The following is a 15,585-nucleotide window of genomic DNA, read 5'->3' as shown; positions in this document are numbered from 1 at the left end:
GCGCTCGGACAAGCGAGGAAGGCGGCCATGCCCCTGCCCGCGCACGCGAAGGATGTCGACGACCCCCTGGGGCCGCTGCCCAAGGAGTTCGCCCACATCATGCGTCCCGAACTCCCCGGTCTCATCAAAGAGATCGGGGTCGAGGTGACCCGCGCGTTCCCGGAGTACGCGGCCCTGCTCAGCGGGCCGAGCGGAGCGGCGATCCGGCAGGGCGTCGAGCAGAGCCTGCACGCCTTCGTGGACCAGGTCGCCGATCCGAACGCCTCCACCGCGACCCGTGACGAACTGCTGCGCAAGTTCGGCCGGGTCGAGGCGTACGAGGGCCGGGACCTGGCCACGCTCCAGGGCGCCTACCGCCTCGGCGCCCGGGTCGCCCTGCGCCGGGCGAAGGACCTGGGCCGCCGCTTCGACCTCTCCCCCACCCTCCTCCTCTCCTTCGCGGAAGCCGTCTTCGCCTACATCGGCGAACTCGAATCCCTCTCCCACGAGGGGTACATGGAGGTGCAGTCCCGCGCGGGCGTGGCCGGCGAGGCGGTGCGCAGACGGTTACTGCATCTGCTGCTCGCCGGAACGCCGCTGGGGCACACCACCATCAACAACCTGTGCGAGCAGACCGGTTGGCAGCTTCCCGCCGAGGTGACCATGATCGCCCTGCGGACCCCGGCCGAACACATCCAGCCAGGTCTGGCCGTCGACGTCCTCGCCGATCTCGGCGCCCCGCAGCCGCATCTCCTCATCCCCGGCCCGCTCACCCCCGAGCGCCGCGCGATGCTCGCGGCCGCCGCCCCCGGCAGCTCGTACGCCATCGGCCTCACCGTGCCCACCGAGCAGGCCGCCGACTCGCTGCGCTGGGCCCGGCAGGTGCTGCAACTGGTGGACGACGGGATCGTGCCCGACGCCCAGGTCATCGAGGCCGGCGACCACCTGACGACCCTGTGGCTGCTCTCCGACCCGGCCCTGGTCACCCAGCTCGCCGCCCGCGAACTCGCCCCGCTCGACAAGGCGTCCGGCGCGCGCCGGGCCCGCCTGGTGGAGACGCTGCACGCCTGGCTGACGACGCGCGGCACCGCGCACGAGGTCGGCAGCATGCTCAACGTGCACGCCCAGACCGTCCGCTACCGGCTGCGCAATCTGGACTCGCACTACGGCGACTGGCTGGAGGACCCCGATCACCGCTTCGCCCTGGAGGCGGCGCTGCGCGCGCTGCACCTCCAGGGCAAGGACTACGCGGAGTAGCCCCGCACGAACGCGCCGAACGCCCGCGGTGAGAAAGAGATGCTCGGGCCCGCGGGGTCCTTCGAGTCCCGCACGGCGACGGCGGCACAGGGAGTCCCGGCGACCTCCACGCACGAGCCGCCCTGATCGCCGCTGTACGTGGACTTCTGCCAGGCGAGCGCGCCGACGGGGGCGCACTCGACACAGTCACCGCCCTGGTCGCCGCTGTAGGAGGACGTGCGCCAGGCGAGCGCGCCGAGCGGCGCGCACTCCACGCACTCACCGCCCTGGTCACCGCTGTAACTGGACTTACGCCACTGGATGTTCGTCGACTTCGGCATAATGCTCCTCCATCACGTACCGGATCAGCTCCGCCGAGTCCCGCACGGACAGAGCAGCGGCTTGCAGGTGATCGTAACGGAGCGAACAGTCCTTGATGGTGGCCGGATTGGCGGTCGGATGCCCCTGCCCGTACCCCTCGGTGTAGACGATGGGCGGGTCGCAAGGAAAGCGGAAGAGGTCGTAAGAACCCTGCATCCCCGCATGCGGCCCCGCCGAGAACGGCAGTACCTGCACATTGACCCGCGGATCGTTCTCGTACGACAGCAGCCGCTCGAACTGGCCCCGCATCGCCGCCTGTCGGCCGACGCCCATGTCCTGGTACAGCACCCCCTCGCCGAGGATCAGCCAGACCAGTGGCGGCTCCTCCTTCTCCAGGATGCGCTGGCGGGCGAGCCGGACCTCCGTGCGGTCGTCGAGGTGCTCCTGGTCGAGCGCGCCGAGCACCGCCCGCGCGTACTCCCGGGTCTGGAGCAGCCCGTGCACCAGATGCGTGTGGAAGGCGCAGATCTCGACGGCGCGCGCCTCCAACTCGGCGACCTGCTGGAACCAGGCGGGCAGCTGGGAGCGCAGCACGAGCCCGACCAGACGCGAGAAGAAGCCGTCCGTGCCGAGCCCGGCGTCGAGCCGCTCGCTGAACTCCGGGGTCGGCAGCTTGCGGGCCGTCTCGATCTGGCCCACCAGGGACCCCGTGTAGTTGAGGATCGCGCCCAGCTTGTCCTGGGTCAGTCCGGCGGCCTCCCGGTGCCGGCGCAGCTCGAAGCCGTAGTAGTCGAGCGGTGAGGCGCTCGGGTCGAGGACGTTCACGTTGGCCATGCAGCCCCCTCGGGTCGGCTGCACAGCGTAGTCAACTCGCCACGGAAGCACCCGCGTTGTGCGGGGAATCCACCTGTGTGGGTGGTTCCTCGCGCGTGCTGGCGCGGGGGCCCTGGAGGAGGTAGGTCAGCAGGAAGCCGGCGCCGACGACCGTCGCGCCGCCCACCGCGTCGAGGACCCAGTGGTTGCCGGTGCCGACGATCGCGGAGACCGTGCACAGGGGGTGGATGACACCGAGGGCCTTCACCGACTTCCGGCGGGCCAGGACCACGATGACGATGCCGCACCACAGGGACCAGCCGAAGTGCAGCGAGGGCATCGCCGCGTACTGGTTGGTGAGTTGGGTGAGCGTGCCGTAGTCGGGCTTGGAGAAGTCCTGGACGCCGTGGACCGTGTCGATGAAGCCGAGGCCCGGCATCAGGCGCGGCGGCGCGAGCGGGTAGGCCCAGAAGCCGACGAGGGCGAGCAGGGTGGCGAAGCCGAGGGCGGAGCGGGCCCAGCGGTACTCGGCGGGGCGGCGCACGTACATGAGGGCGAGGAGGCTGAGCGGGACCACGAAGTGGAACGACGTGTAGTAGAAGTTGAAGAAGTCCTTCAGCCAGGTGACGTGCAGGGCGACCGAGTGGTTGACCCAGTGCTCGACGTCGATGTGCAGGAACTTCTCGATCGCGTGGATCTGCGCCCCGTGGTGCTCGGCGGTGGCCCGGCCGCCGGAGTTGGTGCCGCCGGTCGCGGCGAGCCGCACCTGCTGGTAGGCGGAGTAGCCGACGCGGATCAGCAGCAGTTCGAGGATCAGGTTGGGGCGGGCCAGGACGCGGCGCCAGACCGGCACGAGCGGCACCTTCGACCAGCGGGCGGGCACCGGTTCGGCGTACTCGGTGGGGACGGGGCTCGCGTACAGCGGGGAGGTGCGGGAGAGGAAGGGGACGACGCAGGCGGCGGCGAGGGCCGCGATCAGCACGACGTTGTCCCGCACCGGTTCGAGCGAGGTCATGTTCGGCAGCAGCATCTTCGACGGCAGCGTCAGCGCGAGGACGACGAGGACGGGCCACATGTAGCGGTCCGAGGCGCGCTTGCCGACGCGGCCGACGACCGCGAGGAGCACCCACAGCAGCTGGTGCTGCCACGTGGTCGGGGAGACGGCGACGGCGACGCAGCCGGTGACGGCGACGGCGAGCAGCAGCTGGCCGTCGCGCGCGTACGTGACGGCGCGGCGCAGTCCGAGCACGGCGACGCCCGCGCCGAGGGCGAGGAACAGCCCCTTCTCCAGCGGGCCTTCCAGACCGAAGCGGAGCAGCATGCCGTGGAGCGACTGGTTGGCGTTGGCGGCCGGGTCGGTGGCCAGGCCCGCGCCCGCCAGGTGGTGTATCCAGTACGTCCACGAGTCGTGCGGCATCGCCGCCCAGGCGACGCCCGTCGCGGCGGCGAAGGTGCCCGCGGTGGTCAGGGCCGCGCGTCTGCGGCCGGTGAACCAGAGCAGCGGCGCGAAGAGCAGCACCGTCGGCTGGAGGGCGGCGGCGACGCCGATGAGCGCGCCGGACGCCTTCTCGCCGCGGACGGTGAAGCAGCCGAGGAGGACGAGCAGGACCGGCAGGATGCTGGTCTGGCCGAGCGTGAACGCGTTGCGCACCGGCAGCGACAGCATGAGCAGGCTGATCGCGACCGGCGTCGCGAACAGGGACGTACGCCGGGAGACGGGTCCCGGCAGGGCGCGCGCGGCGACCACGCCGAGGGCGACGACCAGGGCGAGCGAGCCGAACGTCCAGCCCCAGCCGAGCGCCTGCTCGGCGGCGCGGGAGAGCGGTTTGAGGACGAGGCCGGCGAAGGGGGTGCCGGTGAACCGGTCGGGCGCGTCGTAGAGGGAGCCCTTGACGTGCAGCACGCCCTCGGGCCCGATCCACGTCTCCAGGTCGGTGAGGCGCTCGCCGCGCGGCGTGCTGAGGACGGCGACGAGCTGGCGTGCGGCGAGTACGGCGGCGAGCAGCCACAGTGCGGCGCGCACGGCGCTCATCCGTCCCGTCGCCGCGCCCGCAGGTCCCGTCATCGGCCTTCCGTGCTCCACGTTCGCCACGCGCTCCCGACCCTCCCGCCTGTCGGCTTCCGGACGGAAGCCCCATGTCGTCCCGGTTCGGCCCCGGTCGTCCCAGGTGGCCCCGACTGGTCCCTGGTCGTCACTAGAGGTTCGCACCGCCCCCGGTATGAGACGCACGCAACCCCTACTTCACCTGCTTGTCCACTCGGTTTTGACCGGAAGACGGCTCTCGGCGGCTGCTTCGTTGCGCCGTACACGGGCCTGGTTCCGCGACAAAGATCACAGATTCGCTTATTTGCGATGCGTAAAGCTACACAGCTTTTAGCAGGTCAGAGCCAATTTCCAAACGTAACGCACTGGAATCTTCACTATGCGTCACGCTCCCGGACGCACCTATGGTCGGTTCGAGGCCGTTCCCCGCTGGACGGCCTCTGTCCTTGTCCCCCACGAAAGGCAGGCGAGCGGATCCTTGGCCAGCGCCACGTCCATCGCAGTCAGTACCGGCAGGGTCTCCACCCCGGCACGCGGCCGTACCGCGACCGATGTCACCGTCACCGACCCCTCGCTCGTCAAGCGCGCGGTCAAGGCCGCGGCCCTCGGCAACGCGATGGAGTGGTTCGACTTCGGCGTCTACGGCTATCTGACCGCGACGCTCGGCCACGTCTTCTTCCCGACGGCGTCGAGCACGGCGCAGGTCCTGTCCACGCTCGGCACGTTCGCCGCCGCCTTCCTGGTGCGCCCGATCGGCGGCGCCTTCTTCGGCCCCCTCGGCGACCGCATCGGCCGCCAGCGCGTCCTCGCCATCACCATGATCATGATGGCGGCGGGCACGTTCGCGATCGGCCTGATCCCCTCGTACGGCACGATCGGCGTGTGGGCGCCGGTGCTGCTGATCGTGGCACGCATGCTCCAGGGCTTCTCCACGGGGGGCGAGTACGGCGGCGCCTGCACCTTCATCGCCGAGTACGCCCCGGACAAGCGGCGCGGCTTCTTCGGCTCGTTCCTGGAGTTCGGCACGCTCATCGGCTACATCGCGGGCGCGGGCCTGGCGACGGCGCTGACCACGCTGCTCTCCGACGGCGACCTGTACAGCTGGGGCTGGCGCCTGCCGTTCCTGATCGCCGGTCCCATCGGCCTGGTCGGGCTCTACGTGCGGATGAAGCTGGAGGAGACCCCCGCCTTCCAGAAGCTGACGGAGGAGGCCGAGAGCAAGCAGAAGGCGCGGCCCAAGCCCAAGCTGAAGGACATGTTCGTCGGCAACGGCAACGCGATGGCCATCTGCATCGCGCTCGTCCTCGTCTTCAACGTCACCGACTACATGCTCCTCTCCTACATGCCGACCTTCCTGAGCGAGGAGCTCGGCTACGACGCCACGCACGGCACGCTCATCCTCATCGCCGTGATGGTGCTCATGATGTGCGTGCAGATCCCGATGGGCCGGGCCAACGACCGCTTCGGCCACCGGGTCGTCATCGGCGCCGCCTGCGCCGGCTTCGTCCTGCTGTCCGTCCCCGCGGTGCTGCTGATCCGCGCCGGCTCCACCTGGGCCATCGCCCTCGGCCTCGCCGCCCTCGGCCTGCTCCTGGTCGGCTTCACGTCGTCGATGCCTTCGACGCTGCCCGCCCTCTTCCCGACGAAGGTCCGCTACGGCTCGCTGTCCGTCGGCTTCAACCTCTCGGTGTCCCTGTTCGGCGGCACCACCCCGCTCGTCGCGGCGGCCCTCATCGCCGCCACCGGCAACCTGATGATCCCGGCCTACTACATGATGGCCGCGGCGCTCATCGGCGGGATCGCCGCCTGGCGGATGCGCGAGTCGGCGGGCCGCCCGCTCCCCGGGTCGCCGCCCGCCATCTGATCCGGGCCGCGCCCGCCCGCGGTCCGGGCCACCGTCCCGTCCGCCCGGCCTGCCCGATCCTGTCGGCGCACCCGCCGCCGCGCCTAGGGCCTGTCTCTCAGATCCCTCCGTCCGCCCGGAGGGCGGGCCTCGCGGCGTCTGGTGCGTGCTCTCGGCGTGCCGGGCGCAAGGCCTCGTACTGGACGTACTCGGCCTTGTGCCCGGTGCGGCGAGAGCGCGTGCCAGGCGTCGCGAGGCAGGAGGGATCTGGGAGACAGGCCCTAGGCTGACGGCCATGACCTCACCTCGTGAACCGGGGCAGCCCGGCCCCGCCGCCGCCGTCGACGCCTACTTCGCCGAGCTGCTCGCCCCCGCCGACGAGGCGCTGGCCGCCGCGCTCACCGAGAGCGCGGCGGCCGGGCTGCCGAGCATCAGCGTCTCCGCCACCAACGGCAAGCTGCTCCACCTGCTCGCCCGTGTGCAGGGCGCCCGCCGCGTCCTGGAGATCGGCACGCTCGGCGGCTACAGCACCATCTGGCTGGCCCGCGCCCTGCCCGCCGACGGCTCGCTGGTCACCCTGGAGTACAGCCCGCGCCACGCCGAGGTGGCCCGCGCCAACCTCGCCCGGGCCGGCCTGGACAAGCTCGTCGAGGTGCGGGTGGGCCCGGCCCTCGACGCGCTGCCCCGGCTCGCCGACGAGGGCGCGGTGTTCGACTTCGTCTTCATCGACGCCGACAAGGTGAACAACCCGCACTACCTGGAGTGGGCGGTCCGGCTGACGCGGCCGGGCAGCGTGATCGTCGTCGACAACGTGGTGCGCGAGGGCCAGGTGATCGACGCCGGGAGCACCCGCCCGGACGTCACCGGCACCCGGGCGGCCCTGCAGTTCCTCGCCGACCACCCGAAGCTGGAGGCGACGGCCGTGCAGACGGTGGGCGCCAAGGGGTACGACGGCTTCGCGGTGGCCTACGTGCAGGCCTGAAGGCAGGACCGCACCCCGGCGCCCCCACCTTGGCCCCTAACTCTCCTGATAGAAGCCCACGTTCACGCTGCGCGGCCCGCTCCGGTCCAGGACGACGACCTCGCCGGAGCCGCCGCGCGGCAGCCGCACCTCCCCGCCGTACGCGAGGGGATGCCCGGGACCCGGCGCGTCCCCGAGCCGCACCCGCACCTGCGAGGCCGGGTCGCCCTGGGACCCGCGCAGCCAGCACACGCTCCACTCCTGCCCGGGCCCGCACCGGAACTCCAGGTGCACCCGCGACACGAACAGCCAGTCCTGCGGCGTCACGAGCCGGCACAGACTGCCGTCCCGCCCCACCCGCAACACCGCTCCGGGCTCGCTGTCCGCCTCGGCCATCACCATCCCGGCCGTGGCCCCCGCGTCACCGCCCGCCATCGTGGCCATGGTCAGTTCGAGCACCGCACTCCCCCAGTGTTCGTGTCCGTAGGAGCGGCATCCTAGGCCTTCACCGGGCCGTCCTGGGCTGCCACGGATGGGCTGGGCGACAATGGGACCATGACCGAACGCAAACCCCCTGGCGTCAGTTTCGAGTCATTCGTCGACAAGCAGATCCGTGACGCCGAGCGTCGCGGCGACTTCGACGCGACGGCCGGCGCCGGCCGTCCGCTGGACGCGTCGACCGAGGCCCCCTACGACGAGAACTGGTGGATCAAGCGGAAGCTGGCCCGCGAGGGCCTGTCCGTCCTCCCGCCCAGCCTGGCCCTGCGCAAGGAAGCGGAAGAGGCCCTGGAGGCGGCGGCGAAGGCCCCGTCGGAGACGGCGGTGCGCCGGATCGTCACCGACCTGAACGCCAAGATCAGCGACATGATGTTCAAGCCGCCGCCGGGCCCGCCGCTCGGCCTGAAGCCGTACGACGTGGACGAGATCGTCGAGCGCTGGCGGACGGGCCGTCGGGCGCCGGACAGCGGTGCGGCAGGATGAACCCATGAGCATCGTCAAGATCAATGTCCTGTCCGTCCCGGCCGAACAGCGCGAGGTCCTGGAGAAGCGCTTCGCGTCCCGCGCGGGCTCCGTGGAGAACTCCGACGGCTTCGAGTGGTTCGAGCTGCTGCGTCCCGTCGAGGGCACCGACGACTACCTGGTCTACACGCGCTGGCGCGACGAGGAGTCGTTCCAGGCGTGGATGGAGGGCCCGATGAAGGCGGCCCACCAGGGCGGCGGCGACCGCCCGAAGCCCGCGTCGAGCAGCTCCTCGGTGTGGTCCTTCGAGGTCGTGCAGCAGGCGGCGCCGAAGAGCGCGTAGCGCCCGGTCCGGACCCGGTCGGCGCCCGGTCCGGAACGCATCAGGAACGGATCAGGAATGGAGAAGCCCCGGCGGCCCCGGCGGCCCTAGCGTTGCGGACATGACCTCACTCGCATCCGTGACCCTGGAGGTGGCCGACCTCGCGGCCGCCGAACGCTTCTACGCCGCCGCCTTCGGGCTCGGCCCCGAACTGGCCCTGCGCGCCTCCCAGGAAGCCACGTCCGGCTTCCGCGGCTTCACGCTGTCGCTCACGGTCGCCCAGCCCGCCGACGTCGACGCCCTCGTCGCGGCAGCCGTCGAGGCCGGCGCCACCGCGGTGAAGCCGGCCTCGAAGTCGCTTTGGGGTTATGGCGGCGTGGTCCAGGCCCCCGACGGGACGCTCTGGAAGATCGCCTCCTCCGCGAAGAAGAACTTCGGCCCCGCCACCCGCGCCGTCGAGTCGTTCGTCCTGCTGCTCGGCGTCCAGGACGTCAAGGCGACCAAGGAGTTCTACGTCGGGCACGGCCTGACCGTCGACAAGAGCTTCGGCAGCAAGTACGTGCAGTTCGCCGCCGGGTCCGGCGCGGTCACGCTGGGCCTGTACAAGCGCGCCGCCCTGGCCAAGGACGCCGGGGTTCCCGCCGACGGCGCGGGCTCGCACCGGATCGTGCTGGGCGGCACCGCGGGGTCGTTCACCGACCCCGACGGCTTCGCCTGGGAAGCGGCGTCCCTGGCCAGGACGGGCGAGTAGCGGCCGGAACTCACAGGCTGAGCAGGCGCTCCGCCGTCTCGCGGTAGTCGCGCAGGGCGAGCCGCAGCCGCTCCGTGTCCTCCTCGTTCTCCTGCCAGGACGTGCGCAGGGTCTTGCGGCGGCCCGCGAGGGTCTCGGTGAGCCGGGTCGTCAGGTCCTCCAGGACGTGGTCGGCCTCCTCCACCGCGGCCCGGGGCTGGTCCACGAACCCGGCGACAGCGTGCTTGAGCCGGCCCGCCAGGTCGTCCCGGGTGTCGGGGGCGACCAGCGCGGAGTTCGGGCCGTGGACCTCGCGGCCGGTCCCCGCCCCGGCGTGCACGCCGTCACCGTGCAGGCCCTTGTCACCGTGCAGGCCCGTGTCGGCCTGGTGGCCGCTGCCGCGGTGGAGGCCCGTGCCGTCGTCCGTGCGGAGGCCGGGGTCGCCCTGCACGCCGGCGCCGCTGTGCAGACCGGGGTCGCCCTGCACCCCGGTACCGCCGTGCAGGCCGCTGTCAGTGGTCCGCCCGGTGTCGCCGGGGAGCCCGCTGTCGCCGTGCGGGACTCCGTCGCCGTGGCCCGGCCGGCCGGTGTCCCGGTGGTGGCCGGTGCCTTCCGGTACCGGCGCGGCGAACGGGTCGGTGGCGGGGGTGCCCCCCGCGGGCACGGGGGGCTGCTCGCGGATGTCGCTCCGCGGCTCGCGGCCCGGCTCGCCCGCACCGGGCGCGAGCGGGGGCTGCGCCGGGTCCTGCAACGGGTCACGCCCCGCCACCGGCCCGTCCTGCCGCCCGGGCACCACGCCGTCCTGTCGCCCTGTCACCGCGTCCTCCTGTCGCCCGGGGACGGAACCCTCCCGCGGGTCCGTCGCGTAACCGTCCTGCCGTGCTCGGTCGTCCTGCGCCATCGTCGCTCAACTCCCCTTCGCGAGACGCCCCTTGAGGGGGCCGGTCCGCTCGTGCCGCGTCGTCGTGCCGTCCGGGGTCCGCCCCGCCGTGTCGTCGCCCCGGTCCCGGCGCGCGACCCGCCCGCCGGTACCGGTCAGGTCGTCGAACAGGGCCCGCGCCTCGACCATGGCGGCGCGCAGCTCCTCCGTGCCGGACCCGTTCGGCCCGGCGCCGTCCCGGTGGGCGTGCGCGGCCAGGTGGATGCGCCGGTAGCCGTGGACGTGGGGGCCGTGGTGGACGGAGAGGGCCTCGAACTGGTCGTCGTAGCGGCTGCCGTCGGGGAAGCCGCGCTCCTTCGCGACGTCGCCGATGAGCCGGTCCGCCTCGGCGACCGCCTCGGCGGGCGACTCGACGAAGCGCTCCTGGGCGGCCGCCCAGCGCGCCCGGTACCGCTCGCGGGCGGCGGGCTCAAGGTCGTGCGTGCGCAGCGACCCGTGCCGCCGCACCCGCTCCGTCAGCTCCTGCTCAGCGGCTTTCGTGTCGCCGTCGTGGCGCGCCACGACCCGCTCGTACTCGGGCCCGAAGCGGCTCTTGAGGCTCCGTCCGCCGCGGGGCTTGGTCCGCGCGGCGAAGACGCCCGCCGCGACGACGACCACGATCCCCACCACGATCAGAGCGATGATCACGCCTGTGGACATGGGTGTCTTCCCGACCTTCCCGGTATCCGTCGAATAGGGGTCAGCTGTCAACCGTGCTTACCGACAACCGGGTTGCCCGCCCCGGCAGGCTCAAACAGGCCGCGCCGCCCCCGCCGGCCGCGCGACGGAATCCGCTTGCCCGACCCCGCCCCACCACCCCCACAATGCGCCATGAACACCCGCTGGACCGTCGCGCCCGAATCCCCCGGCTCCCCTGTCGCCGCCGCCCTGTGGCGCGCGTACTACACGGAGGTGAGCGACCGCTGGTACCTGCTGCACGAGGGACGCACCACCGACGTGGCGGAGCTGGAGCGGGAGATCGCCGCGGTCTCCGGAGCCGAACTGGCGCCGCCGCGCGGCCTGTTGCTCGTCGGCCGGTACGACGGGGAGCCGGCCGGGACCGCGGGGGTGCGGCTGGTCGGCGCGGGCACGGCGGAGCTGACCCGCGTCTATGTGCGCGCCGCGCTGCGCGGCACGGGCGGGGCGCCGCTGCTGGTGGCGGCGGCCGAGGCGGCTGCCCGGGAGCTGGGCGCGGACCGCGTCCGCCTGGACACCCGCAGCGACCTCACCGAGGCCCGCGCGCTGTACGCCCGGCTCGGCTACGAGGAGACGGGCCGGCACAACGACGACATCTACGCGGAGCACTTCTTCACCAAGCCGCTCGGCTGAGGCCCCGCGCGCCGGGCGTCAGGCCGCCAGGCCCGGCCGGCGGCCGCCCTGGGCGTGCGGGCGCTCGGCGTCGCACCCGCACATCTCCGCGTTCAGCTCGCGCACCAACTGGTGCAGGTCGGTGGGCCGTTCAGGCGTCCACCAGTCGCCGAGCAGCTCCGCGAGCGACTCCTCGCGGGCGGCGCCGAGCCGCGCGGCGACCGTGCGCCCCTCGTCGGTGAGGACCAGGTCGAGGCCCTCGCGCACCGCGAGGCCGCGCCCCTCCACCTGCCGCGCCGCCTCGATGATCACCTGGAGCGGGACGGCGCTGCGTTCGGCGAGGACGGCGGGCTCGGCCCAGCCGTACCGGCCGATGCGCAGGACCAGCCAGCCGGCCGCGGGCAGCAGGTCGTACCCGGCCCGCGCGGTGATCTTCTCGTAGATCTCGCGGCGCCCCTCCCGCGTGCCGAGCGTGGACAGGGCCCGCGCCACCTCGTCGTACGAGGAGCGCTCCACGGGGTTGGAGGCGAGGGTCTGCGACTGGTCGGGGGCGGTGACGGAGCCGCGCAGCTTGTCCTCGCGCAGGAACCAGGCGAGGACGAAGGCGGCCAGGGCGACCGGGACGGCGTAGAGGAAGACGTCGGTGATGGAGGTCGCGTAGGCGTGCAGGACCGGCTGGCGCAGGGTGGGCGGGAGCGCGCCGATGCCGCGCGGGTCGGCCTTGAGCGAGTCGGGGGTGACGCCGGGCGGCGCCTGTGCCCCGTTCAGCGCCGAGGTGAGTTTGGTGGCGAGGCGGTTGGCGAAGATGGTGCCGAAGATCGCGACGCCGAAGGAGGCGCCGATGGAACGGAAGAACGTGGCGCCGGAGGTGGCGACGCCCAGGTCCTCGTAGGGGACCGCGTTCTGCACGATGAGCACCAGCACCTGCATGACGAGGCCGAGACCGAGGCCGAAGACGAAGAAGTAGGCGCTCATCTCCCAGGTGGAGCTGGTCTCGTCGAGGTTGTGCAGCAGGAGCAGGCCGATGGTGGTGACGGCGGTGCCGGCGACCGGGAAGACCTTCCAGCGGCCGGTGCGGCTGACGATCTGGCCGGAGAGGGTGGAGGAGAGCAGCAGGCCGATCACCATCGGCAGCATGTGCACGCCCGACATGGTCGGCGAGACGCCCTGCACGACCTGGAGGAACGTCGGCAGGTAGGTCATCGCGCCGAACATCGCGAAGCCGACGACGAAGCTGATGACGGCGGCGAGGGTGAAGGTGCGGACGCGGAACAGCTTCATCGGCAGCACCGGTTCGGCGGCCCGGAACTCCACGCGGACGAAGACCGCGCCGAGGACGACACCGAGCACGGCGAGGCCGATGATCTGCGGCGAGCCCCAGCCCCAGGTGGTGCCGCCGAGCGAGGCGACGAGGACGAGGCAGGTGGCGACGGACGCGATGAGGAAGGTGCCGAGGTAGTCGATGCGGTGCTTGCGGGCGCGGACCGGGATGTGCAGGGCGGCGGCGATGACGAGGAGGGCGACGACCCCGATCGGCAGGTTGACGTAGAAGACCCAGCGCCAGCTGAGATGCTCGGTGAACAGGCCGCCGAGCAGCGGTCCGAGCACGCTGGTCGCGCCGAAGACGGCACCGAACAGGCCCTGGTACTTGCCGCGTTCGCGGGGTGAGACGAGGTCGCCGACGATCGCCATGGACAGCACCATCAGGCCACCGCCGCCCAGGCCCTGCAAGGCGCGGAAGCCGATCAGCTGCGGCATGTCCTGCGCCGTTCCGCAGAGCGCCGAGCCGATCAGGAAGATCACGATGGCCAGCTGGAAGAGCCGCTTGCGCCCGTACTGGTCGCCGAGCTTGCCCCACAGGGGCGTGGCGGCCGTCGCGGCGAGCATGTACGCGGTGACGACCCAGGACAGGTGTTCGAGTCCGCCGAGGTCGCTGACGATGGTCGGCAGGGCGGTGGAGACGATGGTCTGGTCGAGCGCGGCCAGCAGCATGCCGAGCAGCAGCGCCCCGATGGAGACGAGGACACCCCCGGTCTTGGCCATGTCCCCGGGCAGCGCCCGGTGCGTGCGGGAGCTGTCGCCGCCTGTCGCCGTGCCGCTGTCCTGGCTGCTCATGGCCACCTCCACAGGCACCCCGGCCCGGTCCGGCCGGTGGCTCGGTATCTTCCATCCTGGTCGGTGCGGTCCCATTTGGCCTGTTGAGTTCCGGCCCGGCGGTGCGGGCGGGCCCCGGGGTCTGCATAATTCGCTGCAGTTCTCGGGGAGGGGACCACAGTGAGTGGTGAGCGGCGGCGCACGTGTCCGGAGTGCGGGGCGGGGCCGGGGCAGGACGGGGGGCCCGACTGCGCCTGCGAGGCGGAGGGCTTCAGTCCGCTGCGCGTCCGCCCGTACGTCACCTTGCCGGAGCCCTCCCAGCCCCCGCCCCCGCGGGTCCCCGACCCGTACGCGCACCCCCCGCTGCCGCCGGAGCAGCCCCCGGCCGCCGACGATCCCGCCGGCCCCGACGACCGCCCCGGGGACCGGCCGCGGCGCGCGCCGGTGCTGCTCCTTGCGGCGGTCGCGGGCGTGCTGAGCGTGGCGGCGCTGGTGACGGTCCTGATCTCCTCCGGCGACGGCGGCTCGGGCGCCGCCGCGCAGGAGGCAGCCGCGCCGCTGGTCACGAGCCCGGCGTCGCACAGCCCCGCGCCCGGCGGATCGCCCGCACGGTCGCACGCCGCGGCACCCTCCGGGGCCGCCGCGTCGCCGCGGCACTCGGCCCCGGCGCCGTCATCCGCCCCACCCACGGCCACGCCCTCGTCCGAGGCCCCCGCGGCACCGGACGGGACCACGTCCTCCGGGCCCGCACCGTCGTCCTCGTCGCCGGCGTCACCCTCGTCGTCATCGTCCCGGCGTCCGCACCAGGAGCAGGCCACGGCCCTGCACCGCGGGGACCACGGCCCCGAGGTCGCCGAACTCCAGTACAGGCTGCGGAAGGTCCATCTCTTCGCGGGCGACCCGGACGGCAGCTTCGACACCCGCACGGAGTACGGCGTGCGGGCCTACCAGCTGGCCCGCGGGGTCCACGAGGACACACCGGGCGCCTACGGCCCGGCGACGCGCAGGGCGCTGGAGTCGGAGACCCGCTGAGCGACTCCCGGGCCGTCCGCGCTCAGCCGATGTGGAGCAGGATCTCCCCGTCCGGACGGGCCTCGACCCGTACGGCGGTCAGGTCCGGCACGTGGACGGCGGGCCCGTGCGCACCGGCCCGGGGCCCGACCCCGACGACCCGCATACCGGCGGCGTGCCCGGCCGCGATACCGGCCGCGGAGTCCTCGAAGACCACGCAGTCGGCCGGGTCGGCGCCCAGCTCTGCGGCGCCCTTGAGGAACCCCTCGGGGTCCGGCTTGCTGGCGCCCACGCTCTCGGCGGTCACGCGCACCGCCGGGTAGGGCAGCCCGGCGGCGGCCATCCGCCCGGTGGACAGCGCCACGTCCGCCGACGTGACCAGCGCGTGCGGCACCCCGCCGGTGAGCAGCGCGGCCAGGAACGCCGCCGCGCCCGGCACGGGCACGACCCCGTCCATGTCGGCGGTCTCGGCGGCGAGCATGCGCGCGTTGTCGGCGTGGTTCTCGGCCATGGGGCGCTCGGGCAGCAGCACGGCCATCGAGGCGTACCCCTGGCGCCCGTGCGCGACGCCCATGACGTGGTCCCCGTCGAGCCCGTGCGCGGCGGCCCAGCGCCGCCAGATCCGCTCGACCACGGCGTCGGAGTTGACGAGCGTGCCGTCCATGTCGAGCAGGAGGGCGCGCGCGGAGAGAACGGTGGGCGTGGCCGGCATCGGCGGGCTCCAGAGGACGCGGAGGGGGTGCGACGGAATCGAGCGCGGCCGCACGGGTCACGAAGACAGAGCGGCCCCGCCCACCGGTCAGGGTACGCGGGCGGGAACCACTTTGTTCCCCCACGGTACAAAAACGGACCGGGTGATCGCCACTCGCGGGCAGCGGAACCCCGATCAAGCCCCTCCGGCGATTGAGGAGCGGGGCCCGGGGCGGAGCCCCGCGACCTCGGCGGCGATAGGCCCCCCCCCCCCCCCCCCCCCCCCCCCCCCCCCCCCCCCCCCCCCCCCCCCGGGCCCCCCCCGCGGCCCCCCCCCCCCGGCGGCGCCCCCGC

16 protein-coding genes are annotated in these 15,585 nt (G+C 73.1%); 8 read left to right on the top strand and 8 right to left on the bottom strand.

Going from position 1 to position 15,585, the window contains the following annotated elements:
* Window positions 1-27: 27 nt before the first annotated feature.
* Window positions 28-1,236 carry a helix-turn-helix domain-containing protein gene (locus tag ACIBW6_RS14685; protein WP_399059643.1) on the top strand — a complete coding sequence of 403 codons (1,209 nt, stop codon included), beginning with the start codon at window positions 28-30 and terminating at the stop codon, window positions 1,234-1,236.
* On the opposite strand, the gene ACIBW6_RS14680 is transcribed toward ACIBW6_RS14685, so the two are convergent.
* Genes ACIBW6_RS14680 through ACIBW6_RS14670 form a run of 3 tightly spaced genes read right to left on the bottom strand, consistent with a single transcriptional unit; the run spans window position 1,224 to window position 4,414 of the window.
* Window positions 1,224-1,556 (bottom strand): DUF397 domain-containing protein, encoded by a 333-nt coding sequence (locus ACIBW6_RS14680; protein ID WP_399059642.1) that lies wholly within the window; start codon window positions 1,554-1,556, stop codon window positions 1,224-1,226. The two genes, ACIBW6_RS14685 and ACIBW6_RS14680, sit on opposite strands and share 13 nt — an antisense overlap.
* A complete protein-coding gene (locus ACIBW6_RS14675) occupies window positions 1,525-2,370 on the bottom strand; it encodes a helix-turn-helix domain-containing protein (protein WP_399059641.1) in 846 nt (281 codons plus the stop codon). Before ACIBW6_RS14675 ends, ACIBW6_RS14680 begins: the two co-directional genes overlap by 32 nt.
* 31 nt (window positions 2,371-2,401) lie before the next feature.
* A complete protein-coding gene (locus ACIBW6_RS14670) occupies window positions 2,402-4,414 on the bottom strand; it encodes a bifunctional glycosyltransferase 87/phosphatase PAP2 family protein (RefSeq protein WP_399059640.1) in 2,013 nt (670 codons plus the stop codon).
* A 457-nt stretch (window positions 4,415-4,871) separates the two neighbouring features.
* On the opposite strand from ACIBW6_RS14670, the gene ACIBW6_RS14665 reads away from it, so the two are divergent.
* Together ACIBW6_RS14665 and ACIBW6_RS14660 are read left to right on the top strand one after the other, a co-directional pair.
* Window positions 4,872-6,257 (top strand): MFS transporter, encoded by a 1,386-nt coding sequence (locus ACIBW6_RS14665; protein WP_399059639.1) that lies wholly within the window; start codon window positions 4,872-4,874, stop codon window positions 6,255-6,257.
* Window positions 6,258-6,531: 274 nt separating this feature from the next.
* Window positions 6,532-7,218 (top strand): O-methyltransferase, encoded by a 687-nt coding sequence (locus ACIBW6_RS14660; protein ID WP_399059638.1) that lies wholly within the window; start codon window positions 6,532-6,534, stop codon window positions 7,216-7,218.
* A 36-nt stretch (window positions 7,219-7,254) separates the two neighbouring features.
* On the opposite strand, the gene ACIBW6_RS14655 is transcribed toward ACIBW6_RS14660, so the two are convergent.
* Entirely contained in the window at window positions 7,255-7,656 is a 402-nt protein-coding gene (locus ACIBW6_RS14655) for a hypothetical protein (RefSeq protein ID WP_399059637.1), read from the bottom strand.
* A gap of 96 nt (window positions 7,657-7,752) precedes the next feature.
* Here ACIBW6_RS14655 and ACIBW6_RS14650 point away from each other — a divergent pair, with 96 nt between their 5' ends.
* The 3 genes from ACIBW6_RS14650 to ACIBW6_RS14640 all read left to right on the top strand — a co-directional run bounded on the left by ACIBW6_RS14650 (window position 7,753) and on the right by ACIBW6_RS14640 (window position 9,230).
* On the top strand, window positions 7,753-8,178 hold the full coding sequence (locus tag ACIBW6_RS14650) for a DUF1992 domain-containing protein (RefSeq protein ID WP_399059636.1): 426 nt from the start codon (window positions 7,753-7,755) through the stop codon (window positions 8,176-8,178).
* A 4-nt stretch (window positions 8,179-8,182) separates the two neighbouring features.
* A complete protein-coding gene (locus ACIBW6_RS14645) occupies window positions 8,183-8,500 on the top strand; it encodes an antibiotic biosynthesis monooxygenase family protein (RefSeq protein WP_399059635.1) in 318 nt (105 codons plus the stop codon).
* A gap of 100 nt (window positions 8,501-8,600) precedes the next feature.
* Window positions 8,601-9,230, top strand: a complete 630-nt coding sequence (locus tag ACIBW6_RS14640; RefSeq protein WP_399059634.1) for a glyoxalase — start codon at window positions 8,601-8,603, stop codon at window positions 9,228-9,230.
* A 10-nt stretch (window positions 9,231-9,240) separates the two neighbouring features.
* Here the strand turns inward: ACIBW6_RS14640 and ACIBW6_RS14635 are convergent, their stop codons facing one another.
* Together ACIBW6_RS14635 and ACIBW6_RS14630 are read right to left on the bottom strand one after the other, a co-directional pair.
* Window positions 9,241-10,026 carry a hypothetical protein gene (locus ACIBW6_RS14635; RefSeq protein WP_399059633.1) on the bottom strand — a complete coding sequence of 262 codons (786 nt, stop codon included), beginning with the start codon at window positions 10,024-10,026 and terminating at the stop codon, window positions 9,241-9,243.
* Window positions 10,027-10,116: 90 nt separating this feature from the next.
* The gene (locus ACIBW6_RS14630) at window positions 10,117-10,788 is read right to left on the bottom strand and encodes a hypothetical protein (protein WP_399059632.1); all 672 of its coding nucleotides are present in this window, start codon (window positions 10,786-10,788) and stop codon (window positions 10,117-10,119) included.
* A 171-nt stretch (window positions 10,789-10,959) separates the two neighbouring features.
* Here ACIBW6_RS14630 and ACIBW6_RS14625 point away from each other — a divergent pair, with 171 nt between their 5' ends.
* Window positions 10,960-11,457 (top strand): GNAT family N-acetyltransferase, encoded by a 498-nt coding sequence (locus tag ACIBW6_RS14625; RefSeq protein WP_399059631.1) that lies wholly within the window; start codon window positions 10,960-10,962, stop codon window positions 11,455-11,457.
* A gap of 18 nt (window positions 11,458-11,475) precedes the next feature.
* On the opposite strand, the gene ACIBW6_RS14620 is transcribed toward ACIBW6_RS14625, so the two are convergent.
* Window positions 11,476-13,479 (bottom strand): DHA2 family efflux MFS transporter permease subunit, encoded by a 2,004-nt coding sequence (locus tag ACIBW6_RS14620; protein WP_399059710.1) that lies wholly within the window; start codon window positions 13,477-13,479, stop codon window positions 11,476-11,478.
* A gap of 231 nt (window positions 13,480-13,710) precedes the next feature.
* Between ACIBW6_RS14620 and ACIBW6_RS14615 the strand changes: the two genes are divergently transcribed.
* Entirely contained in the window at window positions 13,711-14,562 is an 852-nt protein-coding gene (locus ACIBW6_RS14615) for a peptidoglycan-binding protein (RefSeq protein ID WP_399059630.1), read from the top strand.
* Window positions 14,563-14,584: 22 nt separating this feature from the next.
* Here the strand turns inward: ACIBW6_RS14615 and ACIBW6_RS14610 are convergent, their stop codons facing one another.
* Window positions 14,585-15,253, bottom strand: coding sequence for an HAD-IA family hydrolase (locus tag ACIBW6_RS14610; protein WP_399059629.1), 669 nt, complete (start codon window positions 15,251-15,253; stop codon window positions 14,585-14,587).
* Window positions 15,254-15,585 lie beyond the last annotated feature (332 nt).

The sequence above is a fragment of the Streptomyces sp. NPDC049813 genome (assembly GCF_044465085.1).
GTDB lineage: Bacteria > Actinomycetota > Actinomycetes > Streptomycetales > Streptomycetaceae > Streptomyces.
Note: the sequence above shows the minus strand (reverse complement) of the source record. Positions and strands in the feature narration are given on the sequence as shown.

What these genes read in the sequence shown, in the direction of transcription:
- ACIBW6_RS14685 (WP_399059643.1), top strand. Translation starts at nt 28, where the DNA reads ATGCCCCTGCCCGCGCACGCGAAGGATGTCGACGACCCCCTGGGGCCG.
- ACIBW6_RS14680 (WP_399059642.1), bottom strand. Translation starts at nt 1,556, where the DNA reads ATGCCGAAGTCGACGAACATCCAGTGGCGTAAGTCCAGTTACAGCGGT.
- ACIBW6_RS14675 (WP_399059641.1), bottom strand. Translation starts at nt 2,370, where the DNA reads ATGGCCAACGTGAACGTCCTCGACCCGAGCGCCTCACCGCTCGACTAC.
- ACIBW6_RS14670 (WP_399059640.1), bottom strand. Translation starts at nt 4,414, where the DNA reads ATGACGGGACCTGCGGGCGCGGCGACGGGACGGATGAGCGCCGTGCGC.
- ACIBW6_RS14660 (WP_399059638.1), top strand. Translation starts at nt 6,532, where the DNA reads ATGACCTCACCTCGTGAACCGGGGCAGCCCGGCCCCGCCGCCGCCGTC.
- ACIBW6_RS14650 (WP_399059636.1), top strand. Translation starts at nt 7,753, where the DNA reads ATGACCGAACGCAAACCCCCTGGCGTCAGTTTCGAGTCATTCGTCGAC.
- ACIBW6_RS14645 (WP_399059635.1), top strand. Translation starts at nt 8,183, where the DNA reads ATGAGCATCGTCAAGATCAATGTCCTGTCCGTCCCGGCCGAACAGCGC.
- ACIBW6_RS14640 (WP_399059634.1), top strand. Translation starts at nt 8,601, where the DNA reads ATGACCTCACTCGCATCCGTGACCCTGGAGGTGGCCGACCTCGCGGCC.
- ACIBW6_RS14630 (WP_399059632.1), bottom strand. Translation starts at nt 10,788, where the DNA reads ATGTCCACAGGCGTGATCATCGCTCTGATCGTGGTGGGGATCGTGGTC.
- ACIBW6_RS14625 (WP_399059631.1), top strand. Translation starts at nt 10,960, where the DNA reads ATGAACACCCGCTGGACCGTCGCGCCCGAATCCCCCGGCTCCCCTGTC.
- ACIBW6_RS14620 (WP_399059710.1), bottom strand. Translation starts at nt 13,479, where the DNA reads ATGGCCAAGACCGGGGGTGTCCTCGTCTCCATCGGGGCGCTGCTGCTC.
- ACIBW6_RS14610 (WP_399059629.1), bottom strand. Translation starts at nt 15,253, where the DNA reads ATGCCGGCCACGCCCACCGTTCTCTCCGCGCGCGCCCTCCTGCTCGAC.